This is a genomic window from Ruegeria sp. BHSA191 (assembly GCF_059613325.1).
This window is the reverse complement of sequence record NZ_JBXWSH010000004.1, coordinates 54483-70878: the sequence shown is the minus strand read 5'-3', so window position 1 is coordinate 70878 and position 16396 is coordinate 54483. Positions and strand designations below refer to the sequence as shown.

Genomic DNA, 16396 nt, shown 5'->3' with positions numbered 1-16396 from the left:
TGCGGCCTTTCTTCTTTTAGCAAATAATCACTTCTTCTGAATACGACCGTCGAGGTAAGGCGTGTAGGGTGCATTCGCCTCCAGATATTCAGCAGTCACATCCGCAAGATCAGGGCCGAAATCATAGGCGTTCTTGTCGTCGCCCGTGAACATCTTGTACCCGTCCCCGCCATTACGGACATAGTTGTTGGTGACCACCAGATAGGTTTTGGCCGGATCGATTGGCACATAGCCATCACCCTCGGCCACCATGACCTCGGTCACGCGGCCTTCGTTGGGGGCAACCGACGGATCCCAGGTGAATTTCAACCCAGCCACCTGAGGGAAGCGGCCCTTGACCTCTTCCACCTGGCTGACCCCGTTTTCCAGCGCATCGATGATGCCCTGACCGCTGATCTCGAAGGTCGAAAGCGTGTTCTGGAAGGGCAGAACGGTCAGCACCTCGCCCATGGTCACGTCGCCCGCGTCGATCGAAGCCCGCAGGCCGCCCGAGTTGGCGATGGCGATCTGAACGCCCTGATCGGCGACCCGCGCCAGCATGGCATCGGCTACCAGGTTGCCCATTTCGCATTCCTGCACGCGGCAGATTGACCGGTCACCTTCGATCGGTGCCGCGGCGCTGGCCACGACCTTGTTGCGGATCTCCTCCAGCGGTTTGGCCAGTTCTGCGATGCGATCCAGGGCCGCCTGATCCTCGGTCACGGTGTTGTCCATGATCAGCGGCTCACCCACCGCCTCGACCACGTTGCCGTCGTCATTGAAGGTCACGTTCAGCTCGCCCAGGAACTTGCCGTAGGCATAGGCCTGAACGATCTGCACACCGTTCACAACCGTCGGATACGGCCCAACCGCCTTGTCCGACGTGTTCGACAGATAGGTGTTCGAGTGTCCGCCCACGATCACGTCGACGCCCGTGGTTTCCTGCGCGACCCGTTGGTCGACGCCATAGCCCGAGTGGCTGAGCACGATGATCTTGTTGACGCCGTCGGCCGTCAGCTTGTCGACCTGCGCCTGAACTGCGGGCACCGGGTCCGAGAAGGTGATGTTGGGGCCGGGCGAGGCCAACTCATCCGTATCCTCGGGGGTCAGGCCAATCAGGCCGATCTTTTCGCCCCCCACTTCGATCACGGTCGAACGCATGATCCTGTCGGTCAGCAGTTCCTCGTTCTCGATATTCGCGTTCGACATCAGAACCGGGAAATCGACGGTGTCGATGAAGCCCGCCAGAACCTCGGGGCCGTCGTCGAATTCGTGGTTGCCCACGGTCATCGCGTCATAGCCCAGCTTGTTCATGAACTCGGCCGCGACCTTGCCCTTGTAGTAGGTATAGAACAACGACCCCTGGAACTGATCGCCGCCGTCCACGAGGATCGAGTTCTCGGCCCGCGCGCGCGCATCGTTGACCGCGGTGACCAGGCGCGCCGAACCGCCGAAGCACTTGCCCTCGGCATTGTCCTCGGCGCTGCAGCCGCTGTCATATTTGTTGATCGGCTCGAACCGGGAATGGAAGTCGTTGGTGTGCAGAATGGTCAGCTTGTATTCGGCCGCCGCCATGCCTGCAGTCAGGCCAAGGGCCGCGACGGATGTCAGGAAACGGGTAATCATTTGAAACTCCCTGTTATTGATTGCCAAGATCGTGCGCCGAGGGCGGCAAAGAGTCAAAGGGGGAAATGCGGCTTGATTCTACCCCGCGCGCGGGGCATCACGGCGCCATGCTGATCTACAAGATATTCCGGGCCGAGGAATGGGCGGCCCTGCAGGCACAGGGCGAAACTCGGGGCGCGCCGGTCGATGTGGCGGATGGGTTCGTGCATTTTTCCACCGCCGAACAGGCGGCGGAAACCGCGGCCAAACACTTTGCCGGGGCCGAAAACCTGACACTCGTGGCCTGCGATGCCCGGAAAATGGGCGATGATCTGAAATGGGAGGTCTCGCGCGGGGGTGCCTTGTTCCCGCATCTCTATCGCAACATGCGCATGGCGGATGTGGTCTGGGCCAAGCCGCTGCCGCTGGAAAACGGCGCGCACCGCTTCCCCGAGGAAATGCAATGACCGGCCATATCGACCCCGACCGCGCCCAGTTCGAGGCGTTCAAGGCGCTGGACCGCGATCACCCGATCGAGATGCTGAACCTTGTGAGGTTCCGCGCCAAGGCGGCCTATCCCGAAAGCCACGACCTGGCCGCCGCGGGGCTGAGCGGCGCCGAAGCCTATCGCCGGTATGGGGCCGAAACGGCGCCGATCATCGCGCGGCTGGGGGCCTCGATCATCTGGCGCGGCACGTTCCAGACAACGCTGATCGGCCCGCAGGGCGAAGTGTGGGACGAGATGTTCATCGCCCGTTACCCCTCGGCCCATGCGTTCCTGGAGATGGTGACCGACCCGGCCTATCGAGCGGCGGTCATTCACAGGCAGGCGGCGGTGGCCGACTCGCGCCTGATCCGCACCGCCCCTACCCCAACCGGAGCGTCCTTCGGATGAAACTGACCGAGAAACTGGCCCTGGCCGCGCTGCATCGCGTGGATCCTGAAACCGCGCACGGCCTGTCGATCAAGGCGCTGAAATCTGGGCTGACCCCGTCGCCCGGTCCCGTCACCTCAATGCGCCTGCGCACGCAGCTGGCCGGGCTCGACCTGCCCAACCCGGTAGGTCTGGCCGCCGGGTTCGACAAAAATGGCGAGGTTCTGGGCCCGCTGTCACGCGCGGGCTTTGGGTTTATCGAGGTGGGTGCCGTCACACCGCGCCCGCAGCCGGGCAACCCCAAGCCGCGCCTGTTCCGCCTGACCGAGGACCGCGCCGCCATCAACCGGTTCGGCTTCAACAACGAAGGGATGGAGGCGATGGCCCGGCGTCTGGCGCATCGCCCCAAGGACGCGGTGATCGGCCTGAACCTGGGCGCCAACAAAGACAGCACCGACCGGGCGCGGGACTTCGCGCAGGTGCTGGCCCATTGCGCGCAATGGCTGGATTTCGCGACGGTGAATGTCTCGTCGCCCAACACCGAAAAGCTGCGCGACCTGCAGGGAAAAGAGGCGCTGAGCGCCTTGCTGGCAGGTGTGCTGGACACCCGCGGAGCCTTGGCGCGGCCGATCCCGGTGTTTCTGAAAATCGCCCCCGACCTTACGGATGACGAACTGCGGGACATCGCCGATGTCGCCCGTGACACGGGCATCGACGGTATCATCGCCACCAACACGACCTTGTCGCGCGAAGGACTGCAAAGCCCGCACAAGAATCAGGCCGGCGGATTGTCCGGCGCGCCTCTGTTCGAGAAATCGACCCGCGTTCTGGCCCGGCTGAGCCAGTTGACCGACGGGCAGATTCCGCTGATCGGCGTGGGCGGCATCGGCACCGCCGAACAGGCCTATGCCAAGATCTGCGCCGGGGCCTCGGCCGTACAGTTCTATACCGCGATGGTCTATGGCGGCCTGTCGCTGGCGGCCGAGATCGCGCGGGGGCTGGATGCCCTGCTGGCGCGGGACGGGTTCAAGTCGGTGGCCGACGCCGTCGGCAGCAAACGAGAGGATTGGCTGTGATCGAATACTGGCACAACCCACGCTGTTCAAAATCGCGCGCTGGGCTGGCCCTGCTGCAGGACCGCGGCGCCGAAGTCACCATTCGCAAATACCTCGAGGACGCGCCCGGCGCGGATAAGCTGCGGGCGGTGCTGTCCCGGCTGGGCATCCCGGCGATCGAGATGATGCGCCGGGGCGAGGCGCGGTTCAAGGAACTGGGGCTGAGCAAGAATTCGCCCGAGGAAGCCCTGATTCATGCCATGGCCGAGAACCCGATCCTCATCGAACGCCCCGTCGGGATCACTGCCGACAAGGCCGCCATCGGTCGGCCGCCCGAGAACCTGCTGACCCTTCTCTAGACTACCTGCGCCTCGAGCCGGGGATAGCGCAGGCCCAGCGTCACCGCGCGGGCGGTGTTCAGCACCATCAGCGCGGCCCACAGCCCGTGATTGCCAAAGCTCGGCACCAGCAGGAACAGCGCCACCACATAGATCCCCACCGACTGGATCATGGCGGTGCGCATGGCGCGGGTCCAGGTGGCGCCGATATAGATGCCGTCGAACATCCAGCTGGCGACGCCGATCACCGGGGCCAGCGCAGCCCAGATCAGGTATTCGCGCGCCGCGATCCGCACCTCGGGCGCTGTGGCCATCAGGTCGATCAACGCGGGCCCCGCCACGAAGAACGTGACCCCCAGCACCAGAGCCCCACCGACGCCCCATTGCGACGCCATGATCGAGGCGCGCCGGACCTGGTATCGGTCCTTGGCCCCGACGGCGCTGCCCACCAGCGCCTCGGCGGAAAAGGCGAACCCGTCCAATGCAAAAGCGGTGATTTCCAGGAACTGCAGCAGCACCTGGTTGGCAGCCAGCGTCACATCGCCCAGATCAGCGCCTACGAACAGAAAGGTGGTGAAGGACCCGGTCAGCAGGACCGAACGGATCATGATGTCGCCATTGACCTGCATCATCCGGCGCAGGCGGGCGGGGTCGAAGATCCGCGCCCAATCGCGCCATTGATTGCCACCGAACGCATCGCGGCACAGCCACAGGCCCAGCGCCAGACCGGTCCATTCGGCGATCAGCGTGGCTACCGCCACACCTTCGACGCCCCAGCCCAGACCCAGCACGAACCACAGGTCCAGAAGGATGTTCAGCCCGTTCATCCAAACCTGCAGGACGAACACGCCGCGCGTGCGCTCGACCGCGATCAGCCAGCCCGTCACCGCATAAAGCGCAATGGTCGCCGGTGCGCCCCAGATGCGAATCTCGAGGTAATCGCGCGTCAGCGCCTCGACCTCGGGGCTGGCGGGCGACAGGGCGAAGGCCCCTGCAAATACCGCCACCTGCGCTACGATAAAGAAAAGTCCCGCAGCGCCGCCCAAGAGCAGACCGCGCATGAGCAGAGCTCCGGTTTCAGCCGTGTCCCCTGCGCCTCGGGCCTGCGCCGCCAATCCGGTCGTGCCCATGCGCAGAAAGCCGAACACCCAATAGATCGTGGCCAGAATAACCGCGCCGATGCCAACCGCTCCGATCGGGGCGGCCTGCCCCATCTGGCCGACCACGCCGGTATCCACCGCGCCCAAAATCGGCACCGTCGCGTTGGACAGCACAATCGGCACCGCGATCTTCAGCACCCGCCTGTGCGTGATGGGTGCCGAGGCGTCCCGCATTTTGCTCAGCCCTTGGCCGAAGGCTCTTGCGGCATCAGGAAATGCCCGCTGGCCTGCGCGAACAGCTTGGCGTGGTTGTCCTGCCAGGCCTCGACGCGAACCGAGGCATACCGCCGTCCCGCCCGGCTGATGAAAGCGCGCGCATAGGCATCGCGCGGCAGGCCCGAGCGCAGATAATCCACCGTGAAGTCGATGGTCTTGGGAAAGCGGATACTGTGATCAGAGATAATGTCATCGGCGTCGATCTCACCGCTTTCGATGCGCGGGAACAGGTGCTCCCAGCTGAGCGTGATCACCGCCGTCACCTCGAGAAAGGCCGCCGTGACGCCGCCATGAATCGCCGGCAGGAACGGGTTGCCGATCAGCTTCTCGTCGAAATTCAGAACGCTGGTCAGTTCGTCTCCGCGCCGGTCGAAGCTGATGTTGAGGAACCGGATATACGGAACCCCCTCGACCAGCGCCTTGAGGGCCGCGTCGCGCCGCTGCTTCACCACCTGCATCGGTTCGGGACGGGGTCTTGTCATCTCACTTCCCCTCGACCGTGAAGGCGCCCGAGGCGGTGGCCACAGGGCGATCTTGATCGTCGTCCATGGCGGTGGCGCGCACGAAGGCTACGTTGCGCGTGATGTGATAGCAAGTTGCCCGGGTGGTGATCGTTTGGCCGGGCGTTGCGGCGCGCATGTAGTCGATGCGCAGGTCGATGGTGGCGGTACCGCCGGGGGCTGCCGGGTGGCTCATGACCGCGGCCCCGCAGCAAGTATCAAGGCTGGCCGACACCGCTCCTCCGTGAATCACGCCCGTGCGGGGATCGCCGATCAGATCCTCGTTGTAGGGCATGGTGATCTCGGCCTCGCCCTCGCCTATATGCGTCAGGGTCAGGCCCAAGGCCCGCGCATGGGGGATCGCTTCGATGAACTGGCGGGCGAGTACTGTCTTGTCGACCATTGGTGCTCTGTCCTTTTTCGTTGCCTTCTTTATGGTCTGGTGTTGACGCAAAGGGCAAGCCCGCCTGTTGCGCTTGTCCGCGCAACGCCCTAGGTTGCAGCCGAGGAGAACAGGAATGTCCGACGATCGTTTGTCATTCAAAGAGATGTGCGCCGAGTTCGACGTGACTCCGCGCACCCTGCGCTACTATGAATATATCGAGCTTCTGCAACCCGACCGCGAAGGCCGGTCGCGGTTCTATGGCCCGCGCGAACGGGCGCGGATGAAGCTAATCATGCGCGGCCGCAAGTTTGGCTTTCCGCTGGAAGAGATCCGGCAATGGCTGCTGATCTACGAGGATCAGGGCAACGAGGCCCAGATGGCGACCTTCGTCGAGATGGCCGACCGGCAGATGGAAGAGTTGCGCCAGCAGCGCCAGCAACTGGACGAAGCCATGGACGAATTGCAGCGCCTGCGCGATCAAACCGCAAAAATGCTGAACTGACCCCCGGCCTGATCATCTTGACAGACAGCCGCGCGTTGCCTTGCGCGGCTTTCTTTTTTGTCGCTGCCACCCTCGATTTCGCCTGAACCGGGGCAAGGAAATTGCCGGGACCGCGCTTTACGCGAGCGGATGTTACGTCAATTTGAAAGTGACGCAGCGTTTGAATTACGTCAACGTCACTCTCATGTTGTAAAGCGGCCATCGACTGCGCAACTCATACTGCATGACGCCAGTGACGAGGGGGATGACCCATGACCGAAGACCTGATGACGATCCGCGAAATGTGCGAGGCGTATGACGTCACGCCGCGGACCCTGCGGTTCTACGAGGCCAAGGAGCTTCTGTTTCCGATCCGGGAAGGTCAGAAACGGTTGTTCACCAAACGTGACCGGGCGCGGCTCAAGCTGATCCTGCGCGGCAAGCGCTTTGGCTTCAGCCTGGAAGAGATTCGCCAGCTTCTGGATCTGTACCATGTCGGCGACCAGCAACTGACCCAGATGACCCGCACCTATGAAATCGCGTGCGAGCGTCTGGCCGACATGGAAGCCCGCCGTGAGGAGCTGACCCAGGCGATCGACGATCTGAAGGAACAGTTGCGCTGGGGCGAAAAGGTCATCGCCTCGATGAAACAGGAAAAGAAGGCTGCCGAGTAAGCCACCCGGCCGCCAGCCACCCGGACATCTGAATTTAAGGGAGCTTCAAATGCCCGTCTACAACGCGCCTACCAAAGACACGCAATTCGTTCTGCAAGAGTTTCTCAAGGTCTCGCAATCCGACATTCCGGGCTATGCCGAGCTCGAGCCCGATTTCACCGGCGCCGTGCTGGAAGAGGCCGGCAAGGTCGCCGTCAACCTGCTGCACCCGCTGAACGTAGTTGGCGACAAGGAAGGCTGCCGGTTCGAAAACGGCGTGGTCTATACCCCGAGCGGGTTCAAGGACGCGTTCGAGCAGGTCAAGGAAGGCGGCTGGACCGGCCTGGACATGCCCGAGGAATATGGCGGCCAGAACATGCCTTATGTTCTTGGCACGGCCGTGGGCGAGATGTTCTCGGCCGCGAACCAGGCCTTCACGATGTATCAGGGCCTGACCCACGGCGCTGCCTCGGCCATCCTGGCGCACGGCACCGACGAGCAGAAAAGCACCTATCTGCCCAAGATGGTCAGTTGCGAGTGGACCGGCACCATGAACCTGACCGAGCCGCATTGCGGCACCGATCTGGGCCTGATGCGCACCAAGGCCGAACCGCAGGGCGATGGCAGCTATAAGATCACCGGCCAGAAGATCTTTATCTCGTCCGGCGATCACGACATGGCCGACAACATCATCCACCTGGTGCTGGCCAAGATCCCCGGCGGCCCCGAGGGCATCAAGGGCGTGTCGCTGTTCATCGTCCCCAAGTTCCTGGTGAACGAAGACGGCAGCCTGGGTGAGCGCAATGGTGTTTCGGTCGGCAAGATCGAAGAAAAGATGGGCATCCACGGCAACTCGACCTGCGTGATGAACTATGACGGCGCGACCGGCTGGCTGCTGGGGCAGGAACACAAGGGCATGCGCGCCATGTTCACCATGATGAACGAAGCGCGTCTGGGTGTGGGCATGCAAGGTCTGGCCCAGGCCGAGGCCGCCTATCAGAATGCGCTGGAATATGCCAAGGACCGCCTGCAGGGCCGCGACGTGACCGGCGCCAAGAATCCCGATGGCCCGGCCGATCCACTGATCGTGCATCCCGACATCCGCCGCAGCCTGATGGACCAGAAAAGCTTTGTGGAAGGCGCGCGGGCCTTCATCCTGTGGGGTGCGACTCTGATCGACAGGGCGCACCGCGCAGGTGACAAGGACGCCGACGGGCTGATCTCGCTGATGACCCCTGTCATCAAGGGCTTCCTGACCGATGAAGGTTACGACATGACCGTTCGGGCCCAGCAGGTCTATGGCGGCCATGGCTACATCGAGGAATGGGGCATGTCGCAATACACCCGCGACGCCCGCATCGCCATGATCTACGAAGGCGCCAACGGCGTTCAGGCGCTAGATCTCGTCGGCCGCAAGCTGGCGCAGGACGGCGGCAAGCATGTCATGGCCTTCTTCGACATGGTCAAAACCTTCTGCAAGGAAAACAGCGGCAAAGACGAAGCCTATGACAAGGCGTTCATCGAACCGCTGAAGGCCGCCTCGAAGGACCTGCAGGCCGCCGGCATGTATTTCATGCAGAACGGCATGACCAACCCGAACAACGCCCTGTCGGGTTCCTATGACTTCATGCACATGTTCGGCCATGTCTGCTTGGGCCTGATGTGGGCGCAGATGGCAAAGGCCGCGCAAGAGGCGCTGGATGCCGGCGCGACCGACAAGGACTTCTACGAGACAAAAATCGCCACCGGCCGCTACTACATGGCACGCCGTCTACCGGCCACGGGCATGCACCTGGCGCGGATCCAGACCGGCGCCGACACGGTGATGGCACTGGACGCGGCGAACTTCTGATCCCAGTCTGGTTCCGGGCGACCCCGCCCGGAACCAGCGCTCACCGAGGAGTTGACATGCCCAAACGCTTTCGCCTGACCCGCCGCTTTCCCGTCGCCATGACCGAGGACGGATATCGAAAACTCAAGGGGTTTGCCCGCGAGGCTGGGCTGGACGAAGGAGAGGCGCTGTCATTCCTGTTCGAGAATTTCAACAGCGTGATCGACGAGGAGAACCTGACCCACCGGCTGCGCATCTTCAATTCCGAGCTTGAGGCGCGCAAACGCTAGACGACCCCGATGCCTGGCCCAGGCCCGTCGTGTTTTCAGCAAGACAAGTCCGAACGCGGCTGCGGCCGGCGGTCAGGTCTTTCTTAAGACACGTGCGTGACGAAACCGTACAAACCGCCTTGGGAGGGGTGAGTGCATGACGATAAAACTGCATTGCTTCGGAGAAAGCGGAAACTCGTACAAGGCCGCCCTTGCGCTCGAGATGTCGGGGCTGGAATGGGAGTCGGTCTTTGTCGATTTCTTCAACGGCCAGACCCGAACCCCCGAATACCGCGCCGAAGTGAACGAAATGGGCGAAGCGCCGGTGCTGATCGACGGAGATTTCCGGATCAGCCAGTCGGGCGCGATTCAGGCCTATGTCACAGAGAAGTCGGGCAAGTTCGGCGGAAAGACGCGGGAGGAGAACTATGACATCCTGCGCTGGGTGCTGTGGGACAACCACAAGCTCAGCTCGATGGCGGGCGTGACCCGGTTCTTGATGAACTTCCTGCCCGAACAGCACCGTAACCCGGATGTGATCGCCTTCAACCAAGGCCGCCTGAAGGCCGCTTATCAGGTGCTGAACGCCCATCTGGAGGGCCGCGACTGGATCGTCGGTGACAGCGTGACCAACGCCGATCTCAGCTGCTGCGGTTACCTGTATTACCCCGAACCGTTCGGCTTTGACCGCTCCGAATGGCCCCATATCGACGCTTGGCTGACCCGCCTGTCCGAGCAGCCCGGCTGGAAACACCCCTATGACCTGATGCCCGGCAATCCGTCGGATCGAGCTTGAGGAGAGAAGTATGACCGAAGCTTACATTTATGATGCCCTGCGCACCCCGCGCGGCAAGGGCCGCAAGGACGGCAGCCTGCACGAGGTGACCTCGGTGCGCCTGTCGGCCGTGGCCCTGAACGCCATCAAGGAACGCAACAACCTGGAAGGCCACGCCGTCGAGGACGTGATCTGGGGCAACGTCACCCAGGTGATGGAACAGGGCGGCTGTCTGGCGCGGTCCGCGGTTCTGGCCTCGGACTTGGATGAATCGATCCCCGGTCTGGCCATCAACCGGTTCTGCGCCTCCGGCATGGAGGCCGTGAACCTGGCCGCCAACCAGGTCAAAGGCGGCGCGGGCGAGGCCTATATCGCCGGTGGCGTCGAGATGATGGGCCGCGTGCCCATGGGCAGCGACGGCGCCGCCATCGCGGTCGATCCGTCGCTGGCGATGGAGACCTATTTCGTACCGCAGGGCATCTCGGCCGACATCATCGCCACCGAATACGGCTTTACCCGCGATCAAGCCGACGCGCTGGCCGTTGAATCGCAGAAACGCGCGGCCAAGGCGTGGGAAGAGAACCGCTTTGCCAAGTCGGTGATCTCGGTGAAGGACCGCAACGGCCTGACCATTCTGGACCGCGACGAATACATGCGTCCCGGCACCGACATGCAGAGCCTCGGTGCGCTGAACCCCTCGTTCCAGATGATGGGCGAGCAGATGCCCGGTTTCGACAAGGTGGCGATGCTGAAATACCCGCATCTGGAAAAGATCAACCACATCCACCACGCCGGCAACAGCTCGGGCATCGTGGATGGCGCAGCGGCCGTTCTGATCGGCAACAAGGAATTCGGCGAGAAATACGGCCTGAAGCCGCGCGCCCGCATCAAGGCCACCGCCAAGATCGGCACCGACCCGACCATCATGCTGACCGGCCCGGTTCCGGTGACCGAAAAGATCCTAGCCGAAACCGGCATGACGATCAGCGATCTGGACCTGTTCGAGGTCAACGAGGCCTTTGCCTCGGTCGTGCTGCGGTTCCAGCAGGCATTTGACGTCGATCCGGCGCTGGTCAACGTCAATGGCGGCTCGATCGCCATGGGCCACCCGCTGGGCGCCACCGGCGCGATCATCATCGGCACCCTGCTGGACGAGCTAGAGCGTCAGGACAAGGAAACCGGTCTGGCCACCTTGTGCATCGCATCCGGCATGGGCGCGGCAACCATAATCGAACGTGTGTAACGGCGGGGATCAGGAGAAGAAAAATGGCTGATTTTACACTGACCAAAGACGCCGACGGCGTTGGCATCATCACCTGGGACGTCCCCGGCAAGACCATGAACGTGATGTCGTTCGACGGCCTGTCCGAACTGAACGACTGCATCGATCAGGCCCTGGCCGATGACGAGATCAAGGGCATCGTGATCACCAGCGGCAAGGAAGGCTCGTTCGCCGGTGGCATGGACCTGAACCTGCTGGCGGTGATGAAGGAACAGGCGGGCGACGACCCGGCCAAAGGCCTGTTCGAGGGCACGATGAAGATGCACGCCCTGCTGCGCAAGATCGAGCTGGCTGGCATGGACCCCAAGACCAAGAAAGGTGGCAAACCGATCGCGGCCGCCCTGCCCGGCACCGCCGCCGGCATCGGCATGGAGCTGCCGCTGGCGACCCATCGCATCTTTGCCGCCGAGAACCCCAAGGCCAAATACGGCCTGCCGGAAATCATGGTCGGCATCTTCCCCGGCGCGGGCGGCACCACGCGTATGGTCCGCAAGGTGGGCGCCATCGCGGCGGCTCCGCTGCTGCTGGAAGGCAAGATGCTGGACGTGAAAAAGGCCAAGGGCGCAGGTTACATCGACGAGATCGCAGCCGATCCGCTGGCCGCCGCCAAGGAATGGGTGCTGAACGCCAAGGATGCCGATCTGGTCAAGCCGTGGGACGCCAAGGGCTACAAGATGCCCGGCGGCGCGCCCTATCACCCGGCGGGGTTCATGAACTTCGTGGGTGCCTCGGCGATGGTGAACGGCAAGACCCAGGGCGCCTTCCCGGCGGCCAAAGCCTTGCTGAGCGCGGTCTATGAGGGCGCGCTGGTCGATTTCGACACCGCGCTGAAGATCGAGGCGCGCTGGTTCACCTCGGTGCTGATGAACCCGTCCTCGGGCGCGATGATCCGTTCGCTGTTCCTGAACAAGGAAGCGCTGGAAAAAGGCGCCGTTCGTCCGAAGGGCATTCCGGACCAGTCGGTCAAGAAGATCGGCGTTCTGGGTGCCGGCATGATGGGCGCGGGCATCGCGCTGGTCTCGGCGCAGGCCGGGATGGAGGTCGTGCTGATCGACCGCGATCAAGCCGCCGCAGACAAGGGCAAGGCCTATACCGAAGCCTATCTGGACAAGGGCATGAAGCGTGGCAAGGTCACGGCCGAGAAGAAAGAGGCCATGCTGAGCCGCATCACCGCCACGCCTGATCTTGAAAAGCTGGCGGGCTGCGATCTGATCATCGAAGCCGTGTTCGAGGACCCCAAGGTCAAGGCCGAGATGACCCAGAAGGTCGAGGCGATCATCCCCGAGGACTGCATCTTTGCCTCGAATACCTCGACCCTGCCGATCACCGAACTGGCCAAGGCCAGCAAGCGGCCCGATCAGTTCATCGGAATCCACTTCTTCTCGCCGGTCGAGAAGATGTTCCTGGTGGAAATCATCAAGGGCAAGGAAACCGGTGACCGCGCCGTGGCCAAGGCGCTGGACTATGTCCGCCAGATCCGCAAGACGCCGATCGTGGTCAATGACGCGCGGTTCTTCTACTGCAACCGCTGCATCATCCCCTACATCAACGAAGGCGCGCGGATGATCACCGAGGGCGTCAAGCCGGTGCTGATCGACAACGCGGCGCGTCAGCTGGGTTTCCCGGTTGGTCCGATACAGCTGACCGACGAAACTTCGATCGACCTGGGTGCCAAGATCGCGCGGGCGACCAAGGCCGCGATGGGCGACGCCTATCCCGAAAGCCCCGCCGACGAGCTGATCTTCTGGATGGAGGAGCAAGGCCGTCTGGGTCGCAAGGCCAAGGCCGGGTTCTTCGACTATGACGAGAACGGCAAGCGCATCGGCTACTGGCACGGTCTTCACGAGAAATATCGGCTAGCCGAACAGCAGGCCTCGCTGCAGGAAGTGCAGGACCGCCTGATGTTCGCACAGGTTCTGGAAGCCGTGCGCGCGTTGGAGGAAGGCGTTCTGGAAGACATCCGCGAAGGCGATGTTGGCGCCATCCTGGCCTGGGGCTTTGCGCCGTGGTCGGGTGGTCCGTTCAGCTGGCTCGACATGATCGGCGCGCCCTACGCCGCCGAGCGTTGCGACCAGTTGACCGAGAAATATGGCGACCGCTTCGCTTGCCCGCCGCTGCTGCGCGAGATGGCCGAGAAGGGTCAGACCTTCTATGGCCGCTTCGCCCCCGAGGCCAAAGCGGCCTGACGTACAGGTGCTGGCGCGTGGTTGAACGCGCCAGCCGCCCGCTGGCTCGACCGGGTCAGCTCTGCCAGTCGGCGCGCAACAGCAGGACCGGCTGTCTGGGCCGCCCCGGGCGTCCGGGGCGCCGCTCGCCCCGGAGGGGTCTGACCGGAACCACCGGCGCCCCGGGAACCGCAACAGCCGAAGCCGACACCGGGCAGGCCAGCGCTGACAGATCGCGCGCCGCCGCGACGGACGCCACCAGTGCCGCGCCACTCTCTGCATCCAGAACCGGATAACCGCTTTGCCCCGCTACACGCCCTCTGCCCCCGATGCGGCAGGCCGGGAAATAGGCCCGCAGACCCCCTTCGATGCAAATGATCTCGTCCTGATCGAAAAACAATGTGGTCACCGGGAAACGGGTGGCCGGCATCGCCGAGCCAAAGGCAAATGCCCCGCTGAGCAACCGCGCGGCGACGATGGCGCTGTCCGTCGGCGGCGCATCCAGCCAAGCCGCGGCGACGGCAATCCCCTGCTCGGGCATGAGCCAGACCGGCCGCTTGTTGTAAGCCGCGCCGGCCGGCACCCGGACCGGCAGGAAGTCCGGACGGGTTTCATCAGCCGGCACCGAAATCAGGTCTTGTGACACCCGCCGCACGGGCTGGAACCCGTTGTCCGCCGTGCGTACCGGATCTCCGGGTGTCAGCGCCTCGACGGGCACCCACCCGCCATAGGTCAGAACCCGCGTTCCATGCACCAACCCTCCGCGCCGCACCGAAACAGCCTTGCGCGTCGTTGTTGCAACCCCTTTTTCAAAGGACATCTCGTCCGCTGAAACACTCACTACTTCAAACATGCGCCGCCCCCTTCTGGCACCTGTCAACTGAAACAGGTGTAGCACGTCAGGCCAAGCGACGCCTCATTTATGCCTTTTTTCCGCCGGCTTTATGCCATCACACCGAGTGCCAGGCCAGGTTTCGGGAACAGTTCCACCACTAGCCCCGCCGTTGAACGTAAATGGGCAACAGTTACTTTATTCGAAGTGATACCCGAATCTCTCGATATCTTCTGAACAGGCCTCGGCCACGGCATCGCGGGTCTGGGCGCAATAATAGTCCCGATAGTCTGCCGATCGGTTCGACGGGTTTGCATGCGGCAGACAGAATTCAAACCCAAGATGATCGAACAAGGGGCAGGCATCTTCGTGGAAATGCTCGAGCCGAACATAAGCCTTGCACAGATCCTGCCCCTTGGCGGTGGTGACGTAGCTACGCGCCGGGTTCTGCCGGAACGATCGGCGGATGTCCGGGTGCTGTACGAAACCAGCGAAATCCAGCGTCCGGGCCAAGCCGACCGCCGGGTGCGAAAACGTCTGTGTGCGCAGCCAGTGATAGTAGCTGACCATCCGGTCCCAGGGGTTGCGCACCAGCGTAAAGACGAACATGGCGGGCATTAGGTCGGGCGGTACAAGCCCCTCGATATCGGACAGACTCGCGTGTTTCCACAGGCGGCCCGCGGTCACAAGCGACTGCTGACGCCGCCGTCGCCGTTGCGCCTTGGGCGTGTCTCCCACCAGAATGTCGTCCTTCATCGCACGCGCCTCGAGCGCAAGCGCCAGCGACGTTCCCCCGGTTTTCGGGATATGAATGAAAATGAAAGACCGCCCCGTCGATAGGATCACCCTGGCCCCTTTGGTATTCTGGTACTTTCAAGTGGTTCAGTGGAACATGCCCGGCACCGGTTGTGCAACAGGTTTGCGCCGTTCGGTCCGAACGTGATAGGACTTGGCCAAACCATAACGAGCAGCCCACCGTGAAGACGGCATTCAAACAATACCAACGGATCGAAGCCACCGGTCTGTGGCGCCCGTCGCCGGACGAACAACGGCGCGAGGTCGTGGTGTCGATCGGCGAAGCGACACTGACGATTTCCGACTTCAACGACCGACCGCTGACCCATTGGTCTCTGGCCGCATTGGAGCGCCAGAACCCCGGCGTCTTTCCGGCCATCTACAACCCCGACGGCGACCCGGGCGAGACGCTGGAGCTCGACCAGTCGGAAACGACCATGATCGAGGCCATCGACAAGCTGCAGCGTGCCATCGAACGTGCCCGTCCCCACCCCGGACGCCTGCGCTGGGCCAGCGTCGGCGGCGTCGCGGCCGCGGTGGTGGCGCTGCTTGTTTTCTGGTTACCGGGCGCGCTGCAATCCCATGTCGTGAGCGTTCTGCCGCATATCAAGCGCCAGGAAATCGGCGAGATGGTCCTGCGCCGGATCGAACGCGTTTCGGGCCGGGCCTGCAACGCACGCGACGCACAGGCGTCGCTGCGGGCGCTTGCGCAGCGGACCGGGGTGCGCCGGGTCGTGATCTTGCCCGCGGGCGTGCAAGACAGCCTAGGCCTGCCCGGTGGCATCGTTCTGCTGAACCGGGCGCTTGTCGAAGACTACGAGGACCCGGCCGTCGCCGCGGGATACATAATCGCCGAGCGCGCCCGAGCCGCACAGCAGGACCCTCTGGACGAACTGCTGGACCGGACGGGCAGCGCCGCCGCGTTTCACCTGTTGACCACAGGCGGGCTGACGACCGGGCAGATCGACGCCTATACCGAGCAGGTCCTGTCGGACCCGCGCCCGGAAATCGCGGATGAGACCCTGCTGCAGAGCTTTGCCCAGGCCCGACTGCCTTCGACGCCTTATGCCTATGCGCGCGACATCACCGGCGAAACGGTTCTGCCCCTGATCGAGGCCGACCCGATGGCAACTGAGCCTCTAGACCAGGTCCTGCCCGACCGCGACTGGGTGCGGCTGCAGAACATCTGCAGCGACTAGGC

At 63.3% G+C, this 16396-nt stretch carries 18 protein-coding genes; 12 read left to right on the top strand and 6 right to left on the bottom strand.

From position 1 onward, the window contains the following. Nucleotides 1–27: 27 nt before the first annotated feature. Nucleotides 28–1605 carry a bifunctional metallophosphatase/5'-nucleotidase gene (locus AC2FNS_RS05665; protein ID WP_496711709.1) on the bottom strand — a complete coding sequence of 526 codons (1578 nt, stop codon included), beginning with the start codon at nt 1603–1605 and terminating at the stop codon, nt 28–30. A gap of 107 nt (nt 1606–1712) precedes the next feature. Here AC2FNS_RS05665 and AC2FNS_RS05660 point away from each other — a divergent pair, with 107 nt between their 5' ends. Genes AC2FNS_RS05660 through arsC form a run of 4 tightly spaced genes read left to right on the top strand, consistent with a single transcriptional unit; the run spans nt 1713 to nt 3872 of the window. Further along, nucleotides 1713–2051, top strand: coding sequence for a DUF952 domain-containing protein (locus AC2FNS_RS05660; RefSeq protein ID WP_496684407.1), 339 nt, complete (start codon nt 1713–1715; stop codon nt 2049–2051). Then, nucleotides 2048–2479 (top strand): DUF1330 domain-containing protein, encoded by a 432-nt coding sequence (locus AC2FNS_RS05655; RefSeq protein ID WP_496711708.1) that lies wholly within the window; start codon nt 2048–2050, stop codon nt 2477–2479. The genes AC2FNS_RS05660 and AC2FNS_RS05655 overlap by 4 nt, the downstream gene beginning before the upstream one ends. Then, nucleotides 2476–3534 carry a quinone-dependent dihydroorotate dehydrogenase gene (locus AC2FNS_RS05650; protein WP_496711707.1) on the top strand — a complete coding sequence of 353 codons (1059 nt, stop codon included), beginning with the start codon at nt 2476–2478 and terminating at the stop codon, nt 3532–3534. The genes AC2FNS_RS05655 and AC2FNS_RS05650 overlap by 4 nt, the downstream gene beginning before the upstream one ends. After that, nucleotides 3531–3872, top strand: a complete 342-nt coding sequence (gene arsC / locus AC2FNS_RS05645; RefSeq protein WP_496711706.1) for an arsenate reductase (glutaredoxin) — start codon at nt 3531–3533, stop codon at nt 3870–3872. The genes AC2FNS_RS05650 and arsC overlap by 4 nt, the downstream gene beginning before the upstream one ends. Here the strand turns inward: arsC and AC2FNS_RS05640 are convergent. The 3 genes from AC2FNS_RS05640 to AC2FNS_RS05630 are packed head-to-tail and all read right to left on the bottom strand — an operon-like array spanning nt 3869 to nt 6130. Next, nucleotides 3869–5185, bottom strand: a complete 1317-nt coding sequence (locus tag AC2FNS_RS05640; protein ID WP_496727601.1) for an MATE family efflux transporter — start codon at nt 5183–5185, stop codon at nt 3869–3871. The genes arsC and AC2FNS_RS05640 overlap by 4 nt on opposite strands. Nucleotides 5186–5190: 5 nt before the next feature. Then, the gene (locus AC2FNS_RS05635) at nt 5191–5709 is read right to left on the bottom strand and encodes a PaaI family thioesterase (RefSeq protein WP_496687376.1); all 519 of its coding nucleotides are present in this window, start codon (nt 5707–5709) and stop codon (nt 5191–5193) included. 1 nt (nt 5710) lies between these two features. Next, the gene (locus AC2FNS_RS05630; RefSeq protein WP_170358398.1) at nt 5711–6130 is read right to left on the bottom strand and encodes a PaaI family thioesterase; all 420 of its coding nucleotides are present in this window, start codon (nt 6128–6130) and stop codon (nt 5711–5713) included. Between the two features lie 115 nt (nt 6131–6245). Between AC2FNS_RS05630 and AC2FNS_RS05625 the strand changes: the two genes are divergently transcribed. The 7 genes from AC2FNS_RS05625 (at nt 6246) to AC2FNS_RS05595 (ending at nt 13589) form a co-directional block, all read left to right on the top strand. After that, complete coding sequence (locus AC2FNS_RS05625; protein ID WP_496678371.1) at nt 6246–6614, top strand: MerR family transcriptional regulator; 369 nt, start codon at nt 6246–6248, stop codon at nt 6612–6614. A gap of 251 nt (nt 6615–6865) precedes the next feature. Then, on the top strand, nt 6866–7267 hold the full coding sequence (locus AC2FNS_RS05620) for a MerR family transcriptional regulator (protein WP_005981908.1): 402 nt from the start codon (nt 6866–6868) through the stop codon (nt 7265–7267). Nucleotides 7268–7316: 49 nt separating this feature from the next. After that, entirely contained in the window at nt 7317–9098 is a 1782-nt protein-coding gene (locus AC2FNS_RS05615) for an acyl-CoA dehydrogenase C-terminal domain-containing protein (protein WP_496712672.1), read from the top strand. A gap of 56 nt (nt 9099–9154) precedes the next feature. After that, nucleotides 9155–9367, top strand: coding sequence for a hypothetical protein (locus AC2FNS_RS05610; protein ID WP_005981899.1), 213 nt, complete (start codon nt 9155–9157; stop codon nt 9365–9367). Nucleotides 9368–9503: 136 nt separating this feature from the next. Beyond that, the gene (locus tag AC2FNS_RS05605; RefSeq protein ID WP_496712673.1) at nt 9504–10142 is read left to right on the top strand and encodes a glutathione S-transferase family protein; all 639 of its coding nucleotides are present in this window, start codon (nt 9504–9506) and stop codon (nt 10140–10142) included. Between the two features lie 10 nt (nt 10143–10152). Continuing rightward, complete coding sequence (locus AC2FNS_RS05600; protein ID WP_496678378.1) at nt 10153–11364, top strand: acetyl-CoA C-acetyltransferase; 1212 nt, start codon at nt 10153–10155, stop codon at nt 11362–11364. A gap of 23 nt (nt 11365–11387) precedes the next feature. Continuing rightward, nucleotides 11388–13589, top strand: a complete 2202-nt coding sequence (locus AC2FNS_RS05595; RefSeq protein WP_496712674.1) for a 3-hydroxyacyl-CoA dehydrogenase NAD-binding domain-containing protein — start codon at nt 11388–11390, stop codon at nt 13587–13589. Nucleotides 13590–13644: 55 nt separating this feature from the next. Here the strand turns inward: AC2FNS_RS05595 and AC2FNS_RS05590 are convergent, their stop codons facing one another. Further along, complete coding sequence (locus tag AC2FNS_RS05590) at nt 13645–14421, bottom strand: Hint domain-containing protein (RefSeq protein ID WP_496796382.1); 777 nt, start codon at nt 14419–14421, stop codon at nt 13645–13647. A 177-nt stretch (nt 14422–14598) separates the two neighbouring features. Beyond that, the gene (locus AC2FNS_RS05585; protein ID WP_496712676.1) at nt 14599–15246 is read right to left on the bottom strand and encodes a sulfotransferase family 2 domain-containing protein; all 648 of its coding nucleotides are present in this window, start codon (nt 15244–15246) and stop codon (nt 14599–14601) included. 131 nt (nt 15247–15377) lie between these two features. Here AC2FNS_RS05585 and AC2FNS_RS05580 point away from each other — a divergent pair, with 131 nt between their 5' ends. Further along, a complete protein-coding gene (locus tag AC2FNS_RS05580) occupies nt 15378–16394 on the top strand; it encodes a hypothetical protein (protein WP_496797606.1) in 1017 nt (338 codons plus the stop codon). The last annotated feature ends 2 nt before the right edge of the window (nt 16395–16396 follow it).

Coding starts and splice junctions, on each gene's coding strand:
- AC2FNS_RS05665 (WP_496711709.1), bottom strand. CDS start 1,605: ATGATTACCCGTTTCCTGACATCCGTCGCGGCCCTTGGCCTGACTGCA.
- AC2FNS_RS05660 (WP_496684407.1), top strand. CDS start 1,713: ATGCTGATCTACAAGATATTCCGGGCCGAGGAATGGGCGGCCCTGCAG.
- AC2FNS_RS05655 (WP_496711708.1), top strand. CDS start 2,048: ATGACCGGCCATATCGACCCCGACCGCGCCCAGTTCGAGGCGTTCAAG.
- AC2FNS_RS05650 (WP_496711707.1), top strand. CDS start 2,476: ATGAAACTGACCGAGAAACTGGCCCTGGCCGCGCTGCATCGCGTGGAT.
- AC2FNS_RS05640 (WP_496727601.1), bottom strand. CDS start 5,185: ATGCGGGACGCCTCGGCACCCATCACGCACAGGCGGGTGCTGAAGATC.
- AC2FNS_RS05635 (WP_496687376.1), bottom strand. CDS start 5,709: ATGACAAGACCCCGTCCCGAACCGATGCAGGTGGTGAAGCAGCGGCGC.
- AC2FNS_RS05630 (WP_170358398.1), bottom strand. CDS start 6,130: ATGGTCGACAAGACAGTACTCGCCCGCCAGTTCATCGAAGCGATCCCC.
- AC2FNS_RS05625 (WP_496678371.1), top strand. CDS start 6,246: ATGTCCGACGATCGTTTGTCATTCAAAGAGATGTGCGCCGAGTTCGAC.
- AC2FNS_RS05620 (WP_005981908.1), top strand. CDS start 6,866: ATGACCGAAGACCTGATGACGATCCGCGAAATGTGCGAGGCGTATGAC.
- AC2FNS_RS05615 (WP_496712672.1), top strand. CDS start 7,317: ATGCCCGTCTACAACGCGCCTACCAAAGACACGCAATTCGTTCTGCAA.
- AC2FNS_RS05610 (WP_005981899.1), top strand. CDS start 9,155: ATGCCCAAACGCTTTCGCCTGACCCGCCGCTTTCCCGTCGCCATGACC.
- AC2FNS_RS05605 (WP_496712673.1), top strand. CDS start 9,504: ATGACGATAAAACTGCATTGCTTCGGAGAAAGCGGAAACTCGTACAAG.
- AC2FNS_RS05600 (WP_496678378.1), top strand. CDS start 10,153: ATGACCGAAGCTTACATTTATGATGCCCTGCGCACCCCGCGCGGCAAG.
- AC2FNS_RS05595 (WP_496712674.1), top strand. CDS start 11,388: ATGGCTGATTTTACACTGACCAAAGACGCCGACGGCGTTGGCATCATC.
- AC2FNS_RS05590 (WP_496796382.1), bottom strand. CDS start 14,421: ATGTTTGAAGTAGTGAGTGTTTCAGCGGACGAGATGTCCTTTGAAAAA.